This window comes from Pseudomonas sp. WAC2 (assembly GCF_030403525.1).
In the GTDB taxonomy this organism is placed as follows: Bacteria; Pseudomonadota; Gammaproteobacteria; order Pseudomonadales; family Pseudomonadaceae; genus Chryseomonas; species Chryseomonas luteola.
This window is the reverse complement of record NZ_JAUEPD010000005.1, coordinates 111,939-133,578: the sequence shown is the minus strand read 5'-3', so window position 1 is coordinate 133,578 and position 21,640 is coordinate 111,939. Positions and strand designations below refer to the sequence as shown.

The following is a 21,640-nucleotide window of genomic DNA, read 5'->3' as shown; positions in this document are numbered from 1 at the left end:
CAACTACTGCTGTAACGCCCTCAACCTACAAACAGATCAATTACGAAGCCGACCCCATGGGTACGGAGTACCTGCTGGAAATCCTGAACGTCAGCAAAGGCTTTCCAGGCGTTGTGGCTCTATCCAATGTGCAGCTCCGTGTTCGTCCAGGCACCGTATTGGCGCTGATGGGGGAAAACGGGGCGGGTAAATCCACCCTCATGAAGATCATTGCAGGAATTCATCAGCCCGACAGTGGCGAGATTCGCTTGCGTGGCAAGCCCGTGACGTTCGAAACGCCGCTGGCCGCCCTGCAGTCAGGCATCGCCATGATCCATCAGGAGCTCAACCTGATGCCCTACATGACCATTGCCGAAAACATCTGGTTGGGCCGTGAACCGCTCAATGCCCTGCACATGGTCGATCATGGTGCCATGCACCGTAATACCGAAGCGCTGCTGGCGCGCCTGCGGATTGATCTCGATCCTGAAGAGCCGGTCGGCAACCTCAGCATTGCTGGCCGGCAAATGGTCGAGATTGCCAAGGCGGTCTCCTACGACTCCGATATCCTCATCATGGACGAGCCCACCTCAGCTATCACCGAAAAAGAAGTGGCTCACCTGTTCTCGATCATTGCTGACCTTAAGGCGCAGGGAAAGGGCATCATCTATATCACGCACAAGATGGATGAAGTTTTCCAGATTGCCGATGAGGTCGCAGTCTTCCGGGATGGTTCCTACATCGGCCTGCAGCGTGCGGAAAGCATGGATGGCGATAGCCTGATTTCCATGATGGTAGGTCGTGAGCTGACTCAGCTGTTTCCCGAGCGTACCGCCCCTACCGACAAAATCATGCTCTCGGTACGCAACCTGTCTCTGGACGGCGTTTTTAAAGACGTATCGTTCGACCTGCGTGCGGGTGAAATTCTTGGTATCGCTGGCCTTATGGGCTCGGGGCGTACCAACGTAGCCGAAACCCTGTTTGGCGTCACGCCAGCCACCAGTGGCGAAATCTACCTGGACGGTGAAAGGATCACCATGACTGACCCCTGTCTGGCGATTCAGAAAGGCTTGGCCCTGTTGACTGAAGATCGCAAGGACACCGGTATTTTTCCATGCCTGTCCGTTCTGGAGAACATGGAGGTTGCGGTCCTGCCCAATTACAGCGGCAGCGGTTTCGTCCAGCAAAAACCACTGCGCGACCTCTGCAAAGACATGTGCAAGAAGCTGCGCGTCAAAACGCCTTCGCTGGAGCAGTGCATTGCCAACCTGTCCGGCGGTAATCAGCAGAAGGCCTTGCTGGCGCGGTGGCTGATGACCAATCCGCGTGTCCTCATTCTGGATGAGCCGACGCGAGGGATCGACGTGGGTGCCAAGGCTGAAATCTACCGACTGATCTCTCTTCTGGCCAGTGAAGGCATGGCCGTCATCATGATCTCGTCCGAACTGCCTGAAGTGCTTGGCATGAGCGACCGCATCCTGGTCATGCATGAGGGGGAGGTGACTGGCGTGCTCGACCGCGACGAGGCCACGCAAGAACGGATCATGCATCACGCATCTGGAATCAAGGCGATTCACTGAGTAGGGGCGGGGTTCTCCGCATATCGATACGCATAGCGGCCTGGCAGTAGTCAGCGGGCACGTTCGCCTGGGCGAAAGCAGGAGAAGAGGAAATCACTATGAATGCTATCACTGAAAACAAAACAGCTGAGGTACCCAGGAAGACCAAGCGGCGTATTCCTACTGAAGTGGGTATTCTGCTCGTACTATTGGGTATTGGCTTAGTGTTCGAGCTGTTCGGCTGGGTCATGCGTGATCAGAGTTTTCTCATGAACTCCCAGCGCCTGGTGTTGATGATTCTCCAGGTTTCCATCATTGGTCTTCTGGCCATTGGCGTTACCCAGGTCATTATCACGACAGGAATCGATCTGTCTTCAGGCTCCGTGCTTGCGCTTTCCGCAATGGTTGCGGCCAGTCTGGCGCAAACGTCTGATTTTGGCCGCGCGGTCTTCCCTTCATTGACCGACATGCCGGTCTGGGTGCCGATCATGGCCGGATTAGGCGTGGGACTGCTGGCCGGCGTCATTAACGGAAGTATTATTGCCGCTACCGGCATTCCTCCTTTCATCGCCACGCTGGGCATGATGGTGTCGGCCCGCGGTCTGGCGCGTTATTACACCGAAGGTCAGCCCATCAGCATGCTGTCCGACTCGTACACCGCCATTGGCAGCGGTGCCATGCCGGTCATCATCTTTCTGGTCGTGGCTGTCATCTTTCATATCGCCCTGCGGTATACCAAATACGGTAAGTACACTTATGCCATTGGCGGCAACATGCAGGCGGCTCGCATCTCGGGCATCAACGTCAAGCGCCATTTGATCATCGTCTATAGCATCGCTGGCCTTCTAGCAGGCCTCGCTGGTGTCGTTGCCTCGGCCCGAGCCGCTACAGGTCAGGCGGGGATGGGTATGTCCTACGAGTTGGATGCGATTGCCGCCGCCGTGATTGGCGGTACCAGCCTGGCGGGCGGTGTAGGGCGTATTACCGGAACGGTCATCGGCGCCCTGATTCTGGGCGTCATGGCCAGCGGCTTTACCTTCCTCGGGGTCGACGCCTACATCCAGGACATCATCAAGGGCATCATCATTGTGGTGGCCGTTGTCATCGACCAATACCGAAATAAGCGCAAGGCCAAGCGCTAAACGGTTTTCCACGTCTTGGCTCGTCGTTTCCAGGCGAGCCTTTTTTATTCTGCAATGTGTGCTCTGCAAGTCAGTTCCGGTCGCTGTTCGGAACCTTGATCGACCGGAAACTCTCCATTCATAAGAGACCTCAACGGTTATAAGGAGACTGCTTGATGAGTACCGCCGCCACGATCACTTTCGCACAGCTTTGCCCAGGAGACCGCTTCACCTTGCAGGATGATGATCGCCTGTTTACCAAACTGAGCAATACGAGTGCCCGAGAACACAGCACGCATTCCATCAACCTGAAGGAGGAAGGGTTCGGCTATCAGGACGACCCTGTCCAAGACCTCCCAGGTGAGACACCTGTTGAGTACGTTCCGGTTGGCGGTCCTTTGCGGGTTAGCGGTTGATCATATAAGCGGCCTGCTTCCAATGTGCCCTTGTTCCAGCGGAGGTGCTGTTGCTGTCACGCTTCTGGGCAGGGGCGACATTATGTCCTAGTAAAAACGTCCTATTGACTTTTCAACACGCTACAATAGCGATCTTATGGTTAGATAGCGTTATGACATCAGCTGTCGTGACGATTCGCCTTCATACCAAATCCCGCACTAATTAAATCGATAACCGCGGAGCTTAACTATTCGCGGCGCCTTGCTGTTTCTAAAAAAGGCCCCGCTCTGCCTGGCCAGCGAATGGCCCTTTTGGAGAAGTAAATGCTAAAGGATTTTTTGCGTGTAGCCGTTTTGGGCGTCAGTCTTGTTAGTGCCTCTTGCTGGGCGGCCATTACCCCTGAAGAAGCGATGAACATGGCTGGCCTTCAGCGCACGCTGGGCCAACGCATGGCCAAGGATTACCTGATGATGGGGTCCGGTGTTCGCGTAGACGTTGCAGCCAAGCAGCTCAAGGACACCGTTACACTGTTCGACAACCATCACAAATTGCTTGTCGAGTTCGCACCGAATACTGAAATTCGCAGCAAACTCAGCGAGATAGAGAAGACTTGGCAGGAATACAAGCAGCTGGTTCAGGCTAATCCTGACAAGGATCAGGCCGTCGCCATGCTGGGCGTCAGTGATCAGCTCCTGGATCAGTGCCAAAAGCTGACGGATCTCGTCGCAAAGAACAACGGTGGTGAGTCTTCCCGTCTGGTGAACCGTAGTGGCTGGAACCGAGTGCTAAGCCAGCGGATCGCCATGCTGTACATGGCCAAGAACTGGGGTGTGCAGGCGCCCGGGCTGGACGAGGCGTTTGACAAGTCCGTCGGTGAGTTCGATACCGTCATGACAGAGCTCAATACCGCGGGCACGCCCAACCCTGAAATTGCCACTTCGCTGCGTAAAGCCGAAGCTCAGTGGAAATTCACCCGCACAGCGGTAGACCTTACCACTCCCGACAACTATGTCCCCACAGCAATGGCCTCCAGTGCCGATACGCTGTTCAAGCAGATGAACGAGCTGACACGGCTGTACGCGGGGCTATCTGCCGGCAACTGACCGATACCTATGCTGAGGGCCATTCTGTCGTATCGGCAAAATGGTCCTTATTGCTTCGTCCTCCATTTTGCTCACGCTACCTTTATTTCTTCCTGAAAGATTAACGCAGCACTTCTGTAAAAGAGCTGAAGTGAGCTTGTCGTGATGGAGTCGTTATGAGCAACTGTGCCTGATCTGGAAAGAGCATTCGAGGCATTGGTAAGAGACTTTGAAGCGCTATTTGGCAAGCAGGAACGCCAAATCAAGTGACTGCTGTTGCCTTATGCAAGGTTAAGGCGCAGTGGAAATTTACCACTATGGTCGCTGGTTTTTCCCAGCCTAACCAGTTTGTGCCTACCGCCATGGCTACCAGTGCCGACAAGCTATACGACAAGGTCAACGAGCTGACTCAACTGCATGCGGCTTTGCCAGTCAACCAGTAGACGTAAGTTGCTGCTGTCTTGAGCATGTGCAGGTAGAAGGGAAGGGGGCGGACCTGCATCGCAGGTCCGCTGAGCAGATCAGACGTTGAAGCGGAAGTGCATGACGTCGCCATCCTTGACGATATAATCCTTACCTTCCAGGCGCCATTTGCCTGCTTCCTTCGCGCCATTTTCACCCTTGTACTGAATAAAGTCGTCATAGGCGACCACTTCGGCGCGGATGAAGCCTTTCTCAAAGTCAGTGTGAATCACGGCAGCTGCCTGTGGCGCGGTAGCGCCCACCTTGACGGTCCAGGCACGAACCTCCTTCACTCCGGCAGTGAAATAGGTCTGTAGATTCAGCAGTTCATAGCCAGCGCGGATTACGCGGTTCAGGCCGGGCTCTTCCAAGCCTAGAGACTCAAGGAACATGTCCTTTTCTTCACCATCATCCAGCTCGGCAATTTCAGCTTCGATTTTGTTGCATACCGGAACGACAATTGCGCCTTCTTCGGCAGCAATGCCTTTGACGATATCCAGATGCGGATTATTTTCGAATCCGTCTTCAGCCACGTTGGCGATATACATGACTGGCTTGCTGGTCAACAGATGAAAGCCGCGTACCATGCGCTTCTGCTCGTCATCCATGTCCTTCAACAGGCTGCGCGCAGGCTTTCCTGCTTCGAAATGAGGAATCAGCTTTTCAAGAAGTGCTTTTTGAGCCACTGCCTCCTTGTCGCCGCCCTTGGCGTTGCGAACCACTCGCTGCAATTGCTTCTCACAGCTTTCCAGGTCCGCAAAGATCAGCTCAAGGTCAATGACCTCAATGTCTCGCTTGGGGTCAACGGAGTTGGCTACGTGAATAACGTTTTCGTCTTCAAAGCAGCGAACCACATGGGCAATGGCATCGGTTTCGCGGATGTTGGCCAGGAACTTGTTTCCAAGGCCTTCGCCTTTGGATGCGCCTTCTACCAGGCCGGCGATATCCACGAACTCCATGGTTGTAGGGATTACGCGCTCGGGCTTGACGATCTCGGCCAGTGCGTTGAGTCGAGCGTCAGGCATTGGCACTATGCCGCTGTTCGGCTCGATGGTGCAGAACGGAAAGTTTTCTGCAGCAATGCCGGACTTGGTGAGGGCGTTGAATAGAGTGGACTTGCCAACGTTGGGCAAGCCGACGATGCCACAGTTAAATCCCATGAAATTGTCCCTCGCGGAGTAGGTTAGGCCTTCTGGCTATGCAAGCGCTGCATGGCACGGGTCCAATCCCCGGCCAGAATGTCCGGCAGCACGCCGAGGGCAAAATCGATACTGGTATCCAGCAGCTCCTGTTCGGCACGTGGCGCGCGGCCCAATACGTAACCGGAGACTAGACTGCTATGCCCCGGATGGCCAATGCCAAGCCGTAGGCGATGAAAACCGTTTTGGTTGCCCAATTGGGCAATGATATCGCGCAAGCCGTTATGACCACCGTGCCCGCCACCTTTTTTCAACTTGGCAACACCTGGCGGCATATCCAACTCATCGTGGGCGACCAGAATGGATTCCACAGGAATACGGTAAAAACCTGCAAGCGCCGCAACAGCTTGGCCGCTACGGTTCATGTAGGTCGTAGGAATCAAGAGGCGAACATCATGGCCGTCATGTGTAAATCGGCCCGTCAGGCCATGATACTTGCGATCAGCGACCAGATTGACATGATGTTGAGCAGCAAGACGTTCAACAAAAAGGGCCCCCGCATTATGCCGCGTCTGTTCGTATTCAGCGCCTGGATTACCCAAGCCAACGATCAGTTGTACGGCAGTCATAACGGGAGCCCTTCTTCCTAAGTTTGTCTATGAGGTTAAGGCAGCGACTATACAGACAGAGTAACCCTATCGAGAAGCGCATCAGGGCGATGCGCTCATAATAGTCTGCTGTAGAGGCGTTACCTTCTCCTCAACAAGCCTTAGGCAATGCCTTACTCAGCAGAACCTTCGCCTTCGCCCTCAGCCGGAGCCTGGACGCGGGACAGGTGGATGCTTGCTACTGGCAGGTCGCTGCCATGAGCCAGGGATACCAGCTCAACGCCAGCCGGCAGCTTCAGGTCGCTCATGTGAACAATCTGGTTCAGCTCGACCTTGGACATGTCGACTTCGATGAACTCAGGCAGGTCTTTTGGCAGGCAAGAGACTTCTACTTCGTTCACGTTGTGCGAAACTTCACCGCCGCCTTGCTTAACGCCAATGGCAGCTTCCTGATTGATGAAGTGCAGCGGAACGGTTGCGGTCAGCTTTTGGCCAGCCACTACACGCAGGAAGTCAGCATGCATAACGTAGCCCTTGGCAGGGTGACGCTGCAGTGCCTTGATCAGAACGCTTTCGTTCTGGCCGTCAACGTTCAGGTTGATTACGTGGCTGAAAGCAGCCTCGTTGTTCAACAGCTTGGCCAGATCCTTGCCTTCCAGCGTAACGGATACAGGCGCTTTTTCACCGCCGTAAATTACGGCAGGAACTTGTTCGGCATTACGACGCAGGCGGCGGCTCGCACCTTTCCCCAGGTCGGAACGCGCTTGGGCATTCAGAGTAAAGTCGACCATTTGTAGTCTCCTAAAAAAGACAATTGCCTGAGTCACTTGCGACCAGCGATCAGACCATTGACTAAAAAGCCCCGCATGATGCGGGGCCGTTATACCAGCACCAGTTCTTAACGGAACATGGCGCTGATGGATTCCTCATTGCTGATACGACGCACAGCTTCGGCTACCACTGGAGCAATGTCCAACTGGCGGATACGAGTGCAGGCTTGCGCAGCAGCAGAAAGCGGAATGGTGTTGGTAACAACAAGCTCATCAAGAACGGAAGTGTTGATGTTCTCGATTGCGCGTCCGGAAAGCACGGGGTGCGTGCAATACGCCAATACCTTGGATGCACCATGCTCTTTCAGAGCCTTGGCGGCATGGCAAAGTGTACCGGCTGTATCAACCATGTCGTCGACTAGCACGCAGGTGCGGCCTTCGATGTCGCCAATGATATGCATCACTTCGGACTGGTTGGCTTTCGGACGGCGTTTGTCGATGATCGCAAGATCTACGCCCAGGCTTTTGGCCACGGCGCGTGCGCGAACAACACCACCAATGTCGGGAGAAACAATCATCAGGTTCTCGAAACGCTGGTCTTCGATATCGTCAACCAGAGCGGGGGAGCCATAGATGTTATCAACGGGAATGTCAAAGAAACCCTGAATCTGGTCGGCATGAAGATCGACAGTCAGAACTCGGTTGACACCGACAACGGTAAGCATGTCAGCCACTACTTTAGCGCTAATAGCAACGCGTGCGGAGCGCGGGCGGCGATCCTGACGTGCATAGCCGAAGTAGGGGATAACAGCGGTGATTCGGGTAGCTGAGGAGCGGCGGAAGGCATCAGCCATCACGACCAGTTCCATCAGATTATCGTTCGTAGGTGCACAGGTCGGCTGAATCAGGAAGACGTCCTTACCACGAACGTTTTCGTTGATCTCGACGCTGATTTCGCCATCGGAGAATTTACCGACGGAAACATCACCTAGAGGAATGTGCAGCTGACGCACAATGCGCCGTGCCAGATCGGGGTTAGCGTTCCCCGTAAAGACCATCATCTTGGACACGCTGCAGTACCTGCCGGCTGAGGGTGGACCTGATGAAAAGGAAATGGCAGGGGCGGCTGGATTCGAACCAACGCATGGCAGGATCAAAACCTGCTGCCTTACCGCTTGGCGACGCCCCTGTGACGTTTCAGATACAGTTGTATCTGTTTCTCAGGACAAACTTCCCAGTTTACGGTGCAACATTGAAGTGTTGCTTCCTTTAGCTACGAAGCTTGGCAGGGTAGCTGGAAGTTGGTCCGCAACTTTAACAGCTTCGGTCTGATTTGGGAACCCCCCAAATATGCAACTACCAGTGCCGGTTAATCTAGCTGAAACAAATTTGTTTAGCAAGATCAAAGCGTTACGTATTTCTGGATAACGCTTTTCTACCACGCTCTGGCAATCGTTTCGACCGCCCCACTCGAGAACGGGGCGAACTTTACTGGGAGGCGTGTCACGTGTCAACAGGGGATCGTTAAAAATTTCTGCTGTACTTACAAACACTTGCGGAACAGCCACTAGATACCAGGGCTCTTCTATCTCTACCGGCGTCAGTCGCTCACCAATCCCTTCCGCCCAGGCTGCCTTGCCTCGCACGAATACCGGAACGTCCGCGCCAAGGGTAAGGCCAAGCTCTGCCAGTGCCTCTTCGCTGACGTTGAGCTTCCAGAGGTAATTCAGCCCGAGCAGGGTAGTCGCTGCATTCGAGCTGCCGCCTCCGATACCACCGCCCATGGGCAGCCGCTTATCCAGCCAGATATCCGCTCCAAGAGAGCAGTGAGTTGTCTGTTGGAGAAGCCGAGCGGCACGAACGATCAGGTTGGAATCATGTTCAACACCGGGAAGGACGGTATGCAACCGGATCTGACCGTCATCACGCAACGCAAACTTGAGCTCATCGGCATAGTCCACGAACTGAAACAGTGTCTGCAACTCGTGGTAGCCGTCGTCGCGCCGACCCAGGATATGAAGGAAAAGGTTCAGCTTGGCTGGGGCCGGTAAGGTCAACACGTCTTTCATTGGCCTAGCTGGCGTGGCTGCCAGTCCTTGATAACCAGTGTCACATCGAGGTCCTGACCTTTGAGCTTCAAGCGCTCGGGCAGGCTATAGCCATTCTGTTCGGTGTAACGGGTGTACTCTACGGTCCAGCCGTCCTGGACGAGGCGGGACAGGTGACTGTCGCCGTCCAGTGTAAGTTGGCTGCGGCTGTCTGGAGCTGGAAGCCCACGCACCCACCAGAGCAAATGGGAAACGGGTAAGCGCCAGCCGAGCTGCTGCTCAAGAAGCGCCTCGGGGGAGTCTGCGTGGTAACGCCCCTGATTGGCTACCTCCAGCGTGACGTCGTCTGGGCGTCCCGTCAGACGAGCTGCGCCACGGCCTAGAGGTCCCGACAGGCGTATATCGAAATACCCTTGCCGCTGAAGCCAGAATAGGGTGCCACTGCCGGAATCATTGGGAGCACGGATACCTACCTTGCCGTTGATCTGCCAACCGTCCAGCGTCGTAATGCGTGCCTTGTGAGCCTTCCAGGCTGCGCTGTTGCCATGCCCTTCGACCGTTTCATGGGGCACTTGACCCGCGCACCCGGCCAGGAATGCCAGAAATGCCGTTATGAGGATAAAGCGGATATTGAATTTCACAGTGTTTCTGAGCCTGTCAATCGTTTGAGCGTGCTACGTAGCACGGCGTTATCAGGGGACTGTTCAGCCGCCGCCGCCCATACCTTGCGTGCTTCCTGCTTCTTGCCTCGCGCCCAGAGAACTTCGCCCAGATGTGCGCCGATCTCGGTATCGGGGAAGCGCTGAAGGGCTTGGCGTAGATACTGCTCTGCAAGATCAAGCTTGCCCTGGCGGTAATTGATCCATCCCATGCTATCGAGGATAGCGGGATCATCAGGATTGATCTGATGAGCTTTCTCGATCAGCGTGCGTGCTTCGGCGTAGCGGGTCGTACGGTCGGCCAGGGTGTAGCCGAGCGCATTGAGCGCCATGGCATTGTCGGGATCCTGCTTGAGAATAAGGCGTAGATCCCTTTCCAATTGACCAAGGTCTCCGCGCTTCTCCGATACCATGGCACGGGTATAGAGTAAATTGAGGTCGTTTGGATACAGCTTGAGGCCCTGCTGAATGGTATTCCAGGCCGCCTCCGACTGATTGTTGTTGGTCAGGCTTTCGGCCTCGAGCAGGTAGAGCTGGACCGCATAGTCAGGCTGGCGTTGGCGAGAGGCCGCAAGAAGCGATTTGGCTTCTTCGAATCGCCCCTGACCCATCAGGATTTCAGCCTGACGCTGCTGGGCGGGTAGGTAGTCGCTACCCGGGCCGACCAACGCGTATTGGGTCAGCGCCTGTTCGGGATCATTCAATTCCTCGGCGACACGCCCCAGGTTGAAGTGGGCCGCGTCCACGTGGCTGCCACGCTGAACCAGTTCTTCCAGATAGGTGCGTGCGTCAGTCCAGGCTTCGGCTTCCAGGCATACCAGTGCCAGGGAAAAGCGAAGATCGTCATCATCGGGAAACTGTGCGACCAGGTCCGCAAACTCCTGCTTAGCCTGATCAAGCTTGTTTAGCTCAACCAGCAGGCGGGCATGAGCGAGGCGCAGACGTTTATCGTCCGGATGCTCCTTGATTCCATTTTCCAGCAGCGGAAGGGCTTCCTTGCTACGACCAAGACTCTGAAGCATGCGGGCTCTGAGCAGCAGCGGTGCCACTTCATGTCTGGCGGCAGGGTGATCTTCCAGTAACGTCAGCGCCTCGTCGACTCGTCCGTCCTGTTGAAGCAGCAATGCCTTGCCGAACAGCAGTTGGCCGTTCTCGGGGTACTTGGCCTGAAGGCGATCAAAGCTTTTGAGCAGGCCCGCGCGGGTGTCTGCGTCCGTCTCGGCTGCCGACAGGGCAAGAAAATCGAAATGGGTGTCGCCCTGGCCCTGCAGAACTTTCTCCATGTAGGTCATGGATTCGTCGTACTGGCCGGCACGTGCCAACATGATGGCAGCAGCGCGTTGGGCATCAAGGTTGTCTGGCGCGTTCTTCGCCCATATAACAGAGGTATCCAAGGCGGAACTGTCTGCACCCAGGTATTCTGCAATGCGAAACGCGCGTTCGGCTACGCTGGGATCCTGAGTGCTCTGGGCCTGTTCGACGTAATTGGCCAATGCAATATCGAATCGATTGCGTTGCCCGGCCAGTTCTGCAACCAGCAGGTCATATAAGGTGTCCTCCCTGAAGGAGCCATACTTTTCCGGCTGGGCTGGCGCAGCAGCAGGTGTAGCCTGTTCAGGTTTGGTTTGTTCAGAATTCGTGTGGCTGGCCAGGTTTTGGCAGCCACCCAATAGCAGCGCAGTGGTCAGCAGCGCGAGATATTTAGTCATGAGATCGAAACGGCCTCTCTGCATTCAGCCCATCATGCCACAAGGTATTAGGCAAGCACATGGGCCTGATAGTTGTCGTTCAATCGACGACGTAGGACAATTACCGGCTTTCCAAAAAACTTAGCGATTCTGCATGGCTTTCCTCGCGCTTGGCATCAATCACAAGACCGCCTCAGTGGATGTACGCGAACGCGTAGCGTTCACCCCTGAGCAAATGGTAGAGGCATTACGGCAACTGTGCCGGGAGACCTTGAGTCGCGAGGCGGCCATTCTGTCGACCTGTAACCGTAGTGAGCTCTATCTGGAAATGGAGCAGCCCCTTCCGGACAACGTTCTGGCATGGCTCGCCCACTATCATCATCTCTCGCTGGATGAGCTGCGTGCCTGCGCGTACATTCATGAGGATGACGAGGCGGTCCAGCACATGATGCGTGTAGCGTCCGGTCTGGACTCCATGATCCTGGGCGAACCGCAGATTCTGGGCCAGATGAAATCAGCCTACGCGGTAGCACGCGAAGCGGGCACCGTAGGCCCCTTGTTAGGGCGTCTTTTTCAGGCAACGTTCAACACGGCGAAAAGTGTCCGTACCGATACCGCCATTGGCGAAAACCCGGTTTCGGTTGCCTTTGCTGCGGTAAGCCTGGCCAAGCAGATCTTCAGTGATCTCAATCGCAGCCAGGCGCTTTTGATTGGCGCAGGAGAAACCATTACGCTGGTGGCAAGGCACCTCTACGAGCAGGGCGTCAAGCGGATTGTGGTCGCCAACCGGACACTCGAGCGCGCCAGTCACCTGGCAGAGCAGTTCGGGGCGCATACGATTCTGCTTGCCGATATTCCGGAAGAGCTGCCCAATAGCGACATCGTGATCAGCTCGACGGCAAGCCAGTTGCCCATCCTGGGTAAAGGGGCCGTTGAGCGTGCGCTCAAGCAGCGCAAGCACAAGCCGATGTTCATGGTGGATATTGCAGTGCCGCGCGATATCGAGCCGGAGGTTAGCGAGCTGGACGATGTGTACCTGTACACCGTCGACGATCTGCATGAGGTCATCACCGAGAACCTTAAGAGCCGGCAGGGCGCTGCCCAGGCGGCCGAAAAACTGGTGTTGGCTGGGGTCGATGAGTTCATGCATCGTCTGCGTGAGCTGGCAGCGGTGGATGTATTGCGAGCCTACCGGCAACAGGCCGAGCAGATGCGTGATGACGAACTGGCTCGTGCTCAGCGGCAGCTCGCCAATGGTGTTGCGCCTGATCAGGTGCTGGCCGCGCTGGCACGTAGCCTGACCAACAAGTTGTTGCACGCGCCTAGTGTGCAACTCAAGAAATTGTCTGCTGAAGGGCGCATCGATGCGCTGGCTTTGGCTCAGGAACTGTTCGCTCTCGACGAGGGCGTGGATAAAAAATGAAAGCCTCTCTGCTGCAAAAGCTCGATGGATTAAATGATCGTTTCGAGGAGCTGACAGCGCTGCTCGGTGATGCCGACGTAATCAGTGACCAGACCCAGTTTCGTGCTTATTCGAAGGAATATGCAGAAATCGAGCCGGTCATCATGGCGCTTCGGGAATTTCGCAAGGTGCAGGCCGATCTGGAAGGCGCTCGTGCCCTGCTAAAGGACAACGACCCGGAAATGCGGGCTATGGCCGAAGAAGAGGCCGAGCAGGCAGAAGCCGCACTGATCGACCTGGAAAATCAGCTACAGCGAATGCTGCTGCCTCGTGATCCTAATGACAGTCGCAACGTTTTCCTTGAGATTCGTGCCGGAACCGGTGGAGATGAGGCCGCCATTTTTGCCGGGGATCTGTTCCGCATGTATTCGCGCTATGCCGAGCGTCAAGGCTGGCGCATAGAGGTCATGTCCGAGAACCTGGGCGAGCATGGTGGCTACAAGGAAGTGATTGCCCGTGTAGAGGGCGACAACGTCTACGCCAAGCTCAAATTCGAGTCTGGCGCCCATCGTGTCCAGCGGGTTCCCGAGACCGAGTCTCAAGGGCGAATTCATACATCGGCCTGTACGGTGGCTGTGCTGCCGGAACCTGATGAGCAGGCAGCTGTGGAGATCAACCCGGCAGATTTGCGTATTGATACCTATCGCTCCTCCGGCGCCGGTGGTCAGCACGTCAACAAAACCGAGTCGGCCATTCGTATTACGCACCTTCCCAGCGGTATTGTCGTTGAGTGCCAGGAAGAGCGTTCACAGCACAAGAACCGCGCCAAGGCCATGGCGTGGTTGGCGGCCAAGCTCAATGACCAGCAACAGGCGGCACATCAGCAGGCTATCGCCAGCACCCGTAAATTGCTGGTAGGCTCAGGGGATCGTTCCGAGCGTATCCGGACCTATAATTTTCCACAGGGCCGTGTGACCGATCACCGTATCAACCTGACCTTGTACTCTCTGGGTGAAGTCATGGAGGGCGCGGTGCAACAGGTCATCGAGCCTCTCCTGCAGGAATATCAGGCCGACCAACTGGCGGCCTTGGGGGACTGATATGGCCACTATCGGGGCATTGCTCAAGGAAGCGCGCCTGCCGGATTCACCCAGCGAGCGCCTGGATGCCGAATTGCTGTTGGCGGCTGCGCTGGGAAAGCCGCGTAGCTTCCTGCGTACCTGGCCTGAACGTATTGTGACGCGTGAAGCCAAGGATCTTTACAGCACCTTTATCGAGCGTCGTCGAGACGGGGAACCGATAGCTTATATCCTGGGCCATCAAGGATTCTGGTCGCTCGATCTCGAAGTCTCGCCTGATACTCTGATACCTCGCCCTGACACGGAGCTTCTGGTTGAAACCGCGCTGGCTCTGACAAGTGCCGAACACAGACGCGTGCTTGACCTGGGAACAGGTACTGGTGCCATCGCCCTGGCGCTGGCCCATGAGCGTGCGCAGTGGCAGGTAATAGGGGTGGATCGTGTAGACGGTGCGGTAGTGCTCGCTGAGCGAAATCGGGCACGACTGGGCATTTCGAATGCCTCTTTTCAGCAAAGTCATTGGTTCGCTGCGCTTTCCGCAGAGCGGTTTGACATCATTGTCAGCAATCCTCCCTATATTCCACACAATGATCCGCACCTTGATGAAGGGGATGTTCGCTACGAGCCTGCCTCTGCATTGGTTGCGGGTGACGATGGTCTGGATGATATTCGCCTTATCGTTCAGCAGGCCCCGGAACATTTGTTACCCAGTGGATGGCTGCTTCTGGAACATGGGTTCGATCAGGCTCCAGCGGTCAGGTCGCTACTGACTGAGCAGGGCTTCATATCGGTTGAAAGCCATCGCGATCTGGGTGGGCATGAGCGCGTGACACTGGGGCAGCGGCCGTGCTGAGCGATGCGGAGCTGTTGCGCTACAGCCGGCAGATTCTGTTGCCTCAGATCGATATAGAAGGGCAGCTGCGTCTCAAGCAGGGCAGGGCGCTGATCATAGGCCTGGGTGGCCTGGGCTCCCCGGTTGCGCTGTATCTGGCCGCCGCTGGTGTGGGTGAGTTGCATCTTGCCGATTTCGACACGGTCGACATGACCAATCTGCAGCGGCAGGTCATCCATGACACGGCCCAGGTAGGGCGTAGCAAAGTCGATTCGGCGCTGGATCGGCTGCAGGCGATCAATCCTGAAATCACCTATAACGCTTACCGAACTGCCTTGGATGCCGACTCCCTGGCTGCAGCGGTCGAACACGTAGACGTCGTGCTGGACTGCTCCGATAATTTTTCCACTCGAGAGGCCGTGAATGCCGCATGTGTATCCGCGGCTCGGCCTTTGGTAAGTGGTGCCGCCATTCGACTTGAAGGGCAGCTCAGCGTATTCGACCCAAGACGTGAAGACAGTCCGTGTTATCACTGCCTCTACGGTCATGGCAGCGAGACGGAGCTAACCTGCAGTGAAGCTGGGGTCGTAGGGCCTTTGGTAGGGCTGGTAGGAAGCCTTCAGGCGTTGGAAGCTTTGAAACTGCTTGCAGCGTTCGGCTCTCCTCTGGTGGGGCGCCTGCTGTTGATTGATGCGCTCACGTCACGCTTCAGAGAGCTGAAAGTGCGCCGTGACCCTGCTTGTGAGGTATGTGGAAAACGCCATGCCGAGTAATGCACCTATTGGTGTTTTTGATTCTGGCGTAGGCGGATTGTCCGTCCTGCGTGAAATTCATGGGCTTCTACCGGGTGAGTCGCTGTTATATGCAGCGGATTGTGCTCATATTCCTTACGGGGAAAAAGATCCGGCTTTCATTCGTGAGCGTTGCCAGCAGGTAGCTGAGTTCTTTCTCGAGAAAGGCGCCAAGGCAATGGTGCTGGCGTGCAATACAGCTACCGTAGCGGCTGTAAACGACCTGCGCGAATGTCATGCACAGTGGCCTATCGTGGGTATGGAGCCTGCGGTGAAGCCGGCGGCTGCAGCGACAAAGTCGGGTGTGGTGGGGGTTCTGGCAACCACTGGGACGCTTCAAAGCGCACGATTTGCCGCCTTGCTGGATCGCTTCGCCAGTACGGTCAGGGTCGTCACTCAACCTTGTCCGGGGTTAATGGAGCGGGTAGAGATCGGGGACCTGACTGGTCCCGTGACCCGGGCGTTGCTGAAAGGGTATGTAACTCCATTGCTGGCGGCTGGTTGTGACACGATCATTCTGGGATGTACGCATTATCCCTTCCTGAAGCCTGTACTAAGGGAACTGCTGCCTGCTGAAATTACTCTCATCGACACCGGCTCGGCGGTTGCACGTCGACTGAGTTCGTTGATCCATGAAAAAGACCAGATGGCAACGGGCACTCCGTTGGAATGCCGTTTCTGGACAAGTGGGGATGTCGAGCAGTTTTCGACGGTGTTGCCTAGCCTATGGGGCAAAGTTGCGTCAGTGGAAACGCTGCCTTTCTGAAATCAGTTAGTTTGCTACCTTTTCAGGATGAGAAGTGTCTCCCATAATGTAACGTTGTACGTGTTACAGAATAATACAAGGACTTTCAGATGAAAAAATTGCTTCCACTGGCCATTGTGGCCGCGCTTTCTGCCGGATCCATTCTTTCCGCTCAAGCGGCTGAGGTGTCCGGCGCAGTAGGTGTAACGGGCCAAGGCGATATGACGTATCGTCTGGGAATGGGCTTCGACTGGAACAAGAGCTGGTGGGAGACATCCACGGGACGCCTGACAGGTTACTGGGATGCTGGCTATACCTACTGGGAAGGCGCTGACCATTACTCTTCCGCCAAGCATTCTCTGTCCTTTGCTCCGGTATTCGTATACGAGTTCGGTAACGGTTCTGTTAAACCCTTTATCGAAGCCGGTATCGGTGTGTCTGTCTTTTCAAGCACTCGTGTCGGTGAACAGGATCTGGGCTCAGCCTTCAACTTTGAAGACCGCATTGGCGCAGGTGTGAAGATCGGCGAAACCCAGCGAGTAGGCATTCGCGCGACGCATTACTCCAACGCAGGTATCAAGGAGCCTAACGACGGTATCGAATCGTACGCGCTGTTCTACAGCCACACGATCTGATTCATAGTCGTTTCGCCAGAGCCGGACCTTGAAAGTCCGGCTTTTTCATGCCTGGCGTTTGGCAGGCTTGGGTAAGTTTCTGAACGCCATCAAGGCGCGTTCACGGCTCTCCTTGACTTCGACGATAGGCGCTGGGTAGTCCTTGATAGCACGCTGCCACCGCTTGAACGGGTTATGAATAGCCTTGTCATCGAGCGAGGCCAGCTCTGGAACCCAGGTACGAATGAAGCGTCCCTTGGGATCAAACCGCTCCGATTGCGAATAGGTATTGAATATTCGGAAATAGGGCATGGAGTCAGTGCCAGTCGAGGCGCTCCACTGCCATCCACCATTATTGGCAGCCAGATCGCCATCGATCAGGTTTTGCATGAACCAGCGTTCACCTTCGCGCCAGTCAATCAACAGATTCTTGCTCAGAAACATGGCAGTGATCATGCGCAGCCGGTTGTGCATCCAGCCTGTTTCACGCATCTGACGCATGGCTGCATCAATGATCGGAATACCGGTTTTGCCGTATTTCCATGCCTCAAGATCGTCTGTATCCCGCCGCCAGGGTAGCGCCTCGGTATGCCTGTGAAACGCTCTACTCATCGAAACATGGGGATAACCTACCAGAATGTGCTTGTAGAACTCTCGCCATAGTAGCTCGTCGATCCAGGTCGATGCGCCTGGCGCTCCGGCCGTCAGCTCGCCCCGGTTGGCGCTCAATACGGCGTGCAGACATTGGCGAGGGGAGAGCACGCCTGCTGCAAGATAAGCGGATAATTCACTGGTACCAGGGTGAGAAGGAAAGTCCCGGTCGTGGTGATACACCTCCATGCGCTCATCGACAAAGCGACGCAGTCTGGCATGCGCTTCATTTTCACCCGCGGGCCACTGCTGCTGTATCGCGCTTGAAACCATCGTATAGGAGTTTATCTGGTTAGGTACGGGATCCGATTCGATGGAGCGCGCAGTCTGGACACGGGGCGGCCGGTTAAGCGGTGGAAGGCTATGCTGTAGGAGGTTGATGCAGGTTTTACGGAACTGGCCAAAGACCTTGAAGTAGCCTCCGCTTTTCGTCAGCACTGAGCCAGGCTCGAAAAACAGCTGGTCCAAATGACGTTGGAAGTCTATTTTGTTGCAGTCCAGCGCTGCCTTTACTGCATCATCACGACGTTGTTCGTTGACACCATATTCAGCATTGACATGAACGGTCTGAATACCATGTTGTTGGCTTAGCTTGGCGACAATAGCGGCCGCATCAGCCCAGCGAGCCACTTGACGAATCAATAGGGGGATGTTGAGCGTATGCAGCGTCTCGGCCAAGACTTTCAGGTTCCGGCGCCAGAAGTCGACCTTGGCAGGAGAGTCGTCGTGTTCCTGCCATTGTTCGGGTGTAATCAGATAAAGTGCCAGCACTGGTCCGGCCGCGCAGGCTGCAGCCAATGCCGTATTGTCCCGTACTCGAAGATCGGTACGGCACCAGACGAGTTGGGTCATACGTGTTCTGCCATCAACCCCAATGCCTGAAGACGGCTAAAGACATCCAGAGGGTCATAGGCCACATTCAATGCGGTTTTGCTGACGTCATCCAGTAATTTGGCGGCCGGACCGGCAATGATGACGGGAGCAGGGCATGTCTCAGCCAACCTGCGCAGCTGTTGTATCTGCTGTGATTCCAGCGGAGCATTTAAATACAGTACAAGGCAGCGCGGCGACATGCGTTCGGCGGCCAGTGCGTAGGCATCCAGCGCAAGCGGCCATTCCAATGTTTCAATTGGACAGTCGGCGTTGCTCAATAGCCAGGCGCTGAGCCAGAGTCCGGCATTCATTGGCGTTTCAGCCAGACTGACCAGCAGAACGGACTGCCCTTTGAGTTGATAATTATTGTGGTAAATCCGTGCCCCAAGCTTGCTACGCAGCCAGGACAGAAAAAAGGATTGCTCCAGGGAGCCAATCAGAGGCGCCTTGCGGTGTTGTTCAAGATGCTCGACCAGCGGCATCAATAATTGCTCGCATAGCACCCGGGGCGGATAAAGTGCAGCCGTACGATTATAGGCTTCATCCAGACGGCGCCCGGCCAACTCACGCACAGCGTCCAGCATTTCCTGTCGCAGCGCGACCCAGGGGGTGTCATTGGGCGATGAAAGCGGGCGCTGACTGTCCAGCAGTGCCTTGACCTGGCCGACAGCAACGCCACGGTTGATCCAGGCCAGAATGTTTTTGATGCGCTCGATATGGCTTTCACCATAAAGGCGGTGCCCTTTAGGTGTTCGCTTGGGAATGATCAGCCCGTAGCGTCGCTCCCAGGCCCGAAGTGTGACGGCATTGACCCCCGTGCGTCGGGCAACTTCACGTATGGGAAGCCAGCCTTCATTCAAGGCGGCCTGATAGTCACCGTCCCCTTCGATTTCTGTTGGGGACTTGCTGGGTATGGACTGCATATCAGATGGCATTTCTCAGGCTCAAGTCTTCCGGGTGCGGTTGCAGATAGGATTGCTCGATCACGTAGTCATGGGGATGGCGGCGGAAGTGATGCTTGAGCAGTGTCAGGGGCACCACCAATGGAACAATACCGCTGTGATACTGCTCGATCAGGCGCTGCATTTCTTCTTTATCCGCCGGGCTCAGCGCATTCTTCAAATAACCAAATAGGTGATACAGGACGTTGCAGTGGGTTCCCCGGGTAGCGCAACGCTTGAGTGCGCTCATCACACCCTTGAAGTAGTGAGGGCCCAGCTCCTGTGGATCGTGTAGCCCGATTTCACCCAACATGCGTCCCAGTGTTCTGAACTGCTCGGGAGCATTGGCCATCAGCTGGTACTTATAGCGGGAATGAAAGCCCAGGATCGCTTTGCGTGTCAGGCCTTCGCGCAACAGCTGTTGCCACTGTGCATAGGCGAACACACGTGTCACGAAGTTTTCCCGAAGCACAGGATCATTCAGCCGACCTGCTTCCTCAACCGGTAACTCTGGGCGAAGCTTACAGAAGACACGAGCAAATACACCCTGGCCTTCAGGCTGACTGGGCATGCCGTGTTCTGAATAGATCTTTACGCGCTCCATTCCGCAGGAAGGCGATTTTTGCATGAAGATGAATCCAGATAGATCATCCAGCTCGGCCGCCATTTTCTTGCCATAGTTGGCCAGCGCATCCGTTACGTCGAGTTCCCGGTTGACTGTACCTACGGCTCGCGTTTGTTCAGGTGTGCCAACCAGCCGGATCGGTTCACGGGGCGTACCCAGGCCAATCGCCATTTCCGGGCACACCTTTACAAAATCGAAATGCTCGGCAAACGTGTGGCTGCACAAGCGGGATTCCTTGTGTCCGCCGTTGTAGCGGACCGGCTCGCCCAGCAGGCAGGCGCTGATTCCTAGCTTGGGACGAGGTAATGACGTCGATTGGCGAAAAGGCATGCGCCACCTCCAAAATTGAACGTACAAAACTTATACAAACTATTATTCTTGTACAAGTTCAATATCGTTATTGACCAGAGGTGGCGGTGATAATTCGACAAATCAGACGCAAGGTAGGTGTGCTGCGGAGCGCCGCGAGCCTTGCGCGGCGCTGGATGAGGTCATTCTAGATGATCAAGCAAACGGCTGGCGGCATCAAAACCGCTCAGCCAGGCACCTTCTACACGGCCTGTACCACACCAGTCTCCACAGGCATAAATACCCAGGTCCGCGTCAGCCAGCGCGCCCCATTGATGACCTTGCGCCGGACGTGCGTAAAGCCAGCGGTGGGCCAGTGTGAAAGCCGGTTCAGGTACCGCGCAGCCAATGAGTTCGGCAAAGGCGCCATGAAGCTGCTCGATAACCTGTTCCTTGGATGCATCCAGGTGCTCCCTGCTCCAGGCACTGGTTCCATGGAGAACCCAAGTGTCGTAGTCGGTATCCCGGCCCGGCTTGCAGCGGTTGCGGGCAAACCAGTCAAGCTCGCCTTCCTGAACGAAGCAGCCTTCAACAGGCGTATCAAGTGGCGTCTTGAAGGCCAGTGCAACCGACCAGGTTGGATCCATCACGACACCGGCTGCGACGGCGGCAAGCTTTGGCGCAGTGGCCAAGAGCGGCGTCGCCTGGGGAGCAGGTGTTGCAATAACGACATGACTGAACGGGCCATGGTTGTGACCATCGGCGTCCTGCAGAGACCAGTGTTGCGGTCCACGGAACGCTTCAGTAATCCGGCAGCCAAAGGATGCCGGCAGATCCCCGACCATGGCTCGGGTAATAGCGCTCATACGGGGTATGCCGACCCAGCGCGGCTGCTCATCCTGAGAGGGTGTGAGCGCGCCCGCCCGGTACTGGTACAGGGCTGGGTCCCACTCCGCTACGCAGCCTTGGGTGCGCCATTGGCTGACCGCATCGATGAAACGGCGGTCACGGGCAGTGAAGTATTGGGCCCCCAGATCAAGCGAGCCGAAATCGCTCCGCTTGCTGGCCATACGGCCTCCACTTCCACGGCTTTTTTCGAACAGATGAACCTCATGTCCTGCCGCGTTGAGGACATGGGCGGCGGAAAGCCCGGCAATGCCGGCGCCGATGATGGCGATGGGTGCTGTCATGAAAGGCCTCGCTTGTCTTGGCAGAACCTGTCGACGAACGTTTTGCAATTAAGCAGGCTCTACGAGTACGACTGTGACAAAGCTGATCCAGTTGCACT

At 55.9% G+C, this 21,640-nt stretch carries 22 protein-coding genes and 1 tRNA gene; 11 read left to right on the top strand and 12 right to left on the bottom strand.

Annotation, left to right across the window (positions count from 1 at the left end):
* Nucleotides 1-56: 56 nt before the first annotated feature.
* The 5 genes from QWJ10_RS12440 to QWJ10_RS12420 all read left to right on the top strand — a co-directional run bounded on the left by QWJ10_RS12440 (nucleotide 57) and on the right by QWJ10_RS12420 (nucleotide 4,580).
* On the top strand, nucleotides 57-1,559 hold the full coding sequence (locus QWJ10_RS12440; protein ID WP_289927231.1) for a sugar ABC transporter ATP-binding protein: 1,503 nt from the start codon (nucleotides 57-59) through the stop codon (nucleotides 1,557-1,559).
* Nucleotides 1,560-1,657: 98 nt separating this feature from the next.
* On the top strand, nucleotides 1,658-2,680 hold the full coding sequence (locus QWJ10_RS12435; protein ID WP_019364849.1) for an ABC transporter permease: 1,023 nt from the start codon (nucleotides 1,658-1,660) through the stop codon (nucleotides 2,678-2,680).
* A 155-nt stretch (nucleotides 2,681-2,835) separates the two neighbouring features.
* Nucleotides 2,836-3,075, top strand: coding sequence for a hypothetical protein (locus QWJ10_RS12430; RefSeq protein ID WP_019364850.1), 240 nt, complete (start codon nucleotides 2,836-2,838; stop codon nucleotides 3,073-3,075).
* 303 nt (nucleotides 3,076-3,378) lie between these two features.
* Nucleotides 3,379-4,158 carry a type IV pili methyl-accepting chemotaxis transducer N-terminal domain-containing protein gene (locus QWJ10_RS12425; protein WP_010795628.1) on the top strand — a complete coding sequence of 260 codons (780 nt, stop codon included), beginning with the start codon at nucleotides 3,379-3,381 and terminating at the stop codon, nucleotides 4,156-4,158.
* Nucleotides 4,159-4,403: 245 nt separating this feature from the next.
* Entirely contained in the window at nucleotides 4,404-4,580 is a 177-nt protein-coding gene (locus QWJ10_RS12420; RefSeq protein WP_185749638.1) for a hypothetical protein, read from the top strand.
* A gap of 78 nt (nucleotides 4,581-4,658) precedes the next feature.
* Here the strand turns inward: QWJ10_RS12420 and ychF are convergent, their stop codons facing one another.
* The 8 genes from ychF to QWJ10_RS12380 form a co-directional block, all read right to left on the bottom strand.
* Nucleotides 4,659-5,759, bottom strand: coding sequence for a redox-regulated ATPase YchF (ychF, locus tag QWJ10_RS12415; RefSeq protein WP_010795625.1), 1,101 nt, complete (start codon nucleotides 5,757-5,759; stop codon nucleotides 4,659-4,661).
* Nucleotides 5,760-5,782: 23 nt separating this feature from the next.
* Nucleotides 5,783-6,367, bottom strand: a complete 585-nt coding sequence (gene pth / locus QWJ10_RS12410) for an aminoacyl-tRNA hydrolase (RefSeq protein WP_010795624.1) — start codon at nucleotides 6,365-6,367, stop codon at nucleotides 5,783-5,785.
* Nucleotides 6,368-6,519: 152 nt separating this feature from the next.
* Nucleotides 6,520-7,137: a 50S ribosomal protein L25/general stress protein Ctc gene (locus QWJ10_RS12405; RefSeq protein ID WP_010795623.1), complete on the bottom strand. Its 618-nt coding sequence runs from the start codon at nucleotides 7,135-7,137 to the stop codon at nucleotides 6,520-6,522.
* Between the two features lie 107 nt (nucleotides 7,138-7,244).
* Entirely contained in the window at nucleotides 7,245-8,186 is a 942-nt protein-coding gene (locus QWJ10_RS12400; protein ID WP_019364854.1) for a ribose-phosphate pyrophosphokinase, read from the bottom strand.
* Nucleotides 8,187-8,230: 44 nt separating this feature from the next.
* Nucleotides 8,231-8,305, bottom strand: a tRNA-Gln gene (locus QWJ10_RS12395).
* 31 nt (nucleotides 8,306-8,336) lie between these two features.
* Nucleotides 8,337-9,185 carry a 4-(cytidine 5'-diphospho)-2-C-methyl-D-erythritol kinase gene (gene ispE, locus QWJ10_RS12390; RefSeq protein WP_289926719.1) on the bottom strand — a complete coding sequence of 283 codons (849 nt, stop codon included), beginning with the start codon at nucleotides 9,183-9,185 and terminating at the stop codon, nucleotides 8,337-8,339.
* A complete protein-coding gene (gene lolB, locus QWJ10_RS12385) occupies nucleotides 9,182-9,793 on the bottom strand; it encodes a lipoprotein insertase outer membrane protein LolB (RefSeq protein WP_289927229.1) in 612 nt (203 codons plus the stop codon). The genes ispE and lolB overlap by 4 nt, the downstream gene beginning before the upstream one ends.
* A gap of 8 nt (nucleotides 9,794-9,801) precedes the next feature.
* Nucleotides 9,802-11,532, bottom strand: a complete 1,731-nt coding sequence (locus QWJ10_RS12380) for a tetratricopeptide repeat protein (protein WP_289926717.1) — start codon at nucleotides 11,530-11,532, stop codon at nucleotides 9,802-9,804.
* A gap of 133 nt (nucleotides 11,533-11,665) precedes the next feature.
* On the opposite strand from QWJ10_RS12380, the gene hemA reads away from it, so the two are divergent.
* The 6 genes from hemA to QWJ10_RS12350 all read left to right on the top strand — a co-directional run bounded on the left by hemA (nucleotide 11,666) and on the right by QWJ10_RS12350 (nucleotide 16,995).
* The gene (gene hemA / locus QWJ10_RS12375; protein WP_010795618.1) at nucleotides 11,666-12,934 is read left to right on the top strand and encodes a glutamyl-tRNA reductase; all 1,269 of its coding nucleotides are present in this window, start codon (nucleotides 11,666-11,668) and stop codon (nucleotides 12,932-12,934) included.
* Nucleotides 12,931-14,013, top strand: coding sequence for a peptide chain release factor 1 (gene prfA / locus QWJ10_RS12370; RefSeq protein WP_125887448.1), 1,083 nt, complete (start codon nucleotides 12,931-12,933; stop codon nucleotides 14,011-14,013). The genes hemA and prfA overlap by 4 nt, the downstream gene beginning before the upstream one ends.
* Nucleotide 14,014: 1 nt before the next feature.
* Nucleotides 14,015-14,845, top strand: a complete 831-nt coding sequence (gene prmC, locus QWJ10_RS12365) for a peptide chain release factor N(5)-glutamine methyltransferase (protein ID WP_289926712.1) — start codon at nucleotides 14,015-14,017, stop codon at nucleotides 14,843-14,845.
* Nucleotides 14,839-15,597, top strand: coding sequence for a molybdopterin-synthase adenylyltransferase MoeB (locus QWJ10_RS12360; protein ID WP_289926710.1), 759 nt, complete (start codon nucleotides 14,839-14,841; stop codon nucleotides 15,595-15,597). Before prmC ends, QWJ10_RS12360 begins: the two co-directional genes overlap by 7 nt.
* Nucleotides 15,587-16,381 (top strand): glutamate racemase, encoded by a 795-nt coding sequence (murI, locus tag QWJ10_RS12355; RefSeq protein ID WP_289926709.1) that lies wholly within the window; start codon nucleotides 15,587-15,589, stop codon nucleotides 16,379-16,381. Before QWJ10_RS12360 ends, murI begins: the two co-directional genes overlap by 11 nt.
* Nucleotides 16,382-16,470: 89 nt before the next feature.
* Nucleotides 16,471-16,995, top strand: coding sequence for an acyloxyacyl hydrolase (locus tag QWJ10_RS12350; RefSeq protein ID WP_019364858.1), 525 nt, complete (start codon nucleotides 16,471-16,473; stop codon nucleotides 16,993-16,995).
* A gap of 45 nt (nucleotides 16,996-17,040) precedes the next feature.
* Here QWJ10_RS12350 and phrB read toward each other — a convergent pair whose 3' ends face one another.
* From phrB to QWJ10_RS12330, 4 genes are all read right to left on the bottom strand, one after another.
* Entirely contained in the window at nucleotides 17,041-18,477 is a 1,437-nt protein-coding gene (gene phrB, locus QWJ10_RS12345) for a deoxyribodipyrimidine photo-lyase (RefSeq protein ID WP_289926705.1), read from the bottom strand.
* Nucleotides 18,474-19,433, bottom strand: a complete 960-nt coding sequence (locus tag QWJ10_RS12340) for a MerR family transcriptional regulator (RefSeq protein WP_125887443.1) — start codon at nucleotides 19,431-19,433, stop codon at nucleotides 18,474-18,476. Before QWJ10_RS12340 ends, phrB begins: the two co-directional genes overlap by 4 nt.
* Nucleotides 19,423-20,394, bottom strand: coding sequence for a DUF523 and DUF1722 domain-containing protein (locus QWJ10_RS12335; RefSeq protein ID WP_289926699.1), 972 nt, complete (start codon nucleotides 20,392-20,394; stop codon nucleotides 19,423-19,425). Before QWJ10_RS12335 ends, QWJ10_RS12340 begins: the two co-directional genes overlap by 11 nt.
* Before the next feature lie 161 nt (nucleotides 20,395-20,555).
* Nucleotides 20,556-21,542, bottom strand: coding sequence for an NAD(P)/FAD-dependent oxidoreductase (locus QWJ10_RS12330; RefSeq protein ID WP_289926697.1), 987 nt, complete (start codon nucleotides 21,540-21,542; stop codon nucleotides 20,556-20,558).
* Between the last annotated feature and the right edge of the window lie 98 nt (nucleotides 21,543-21,640).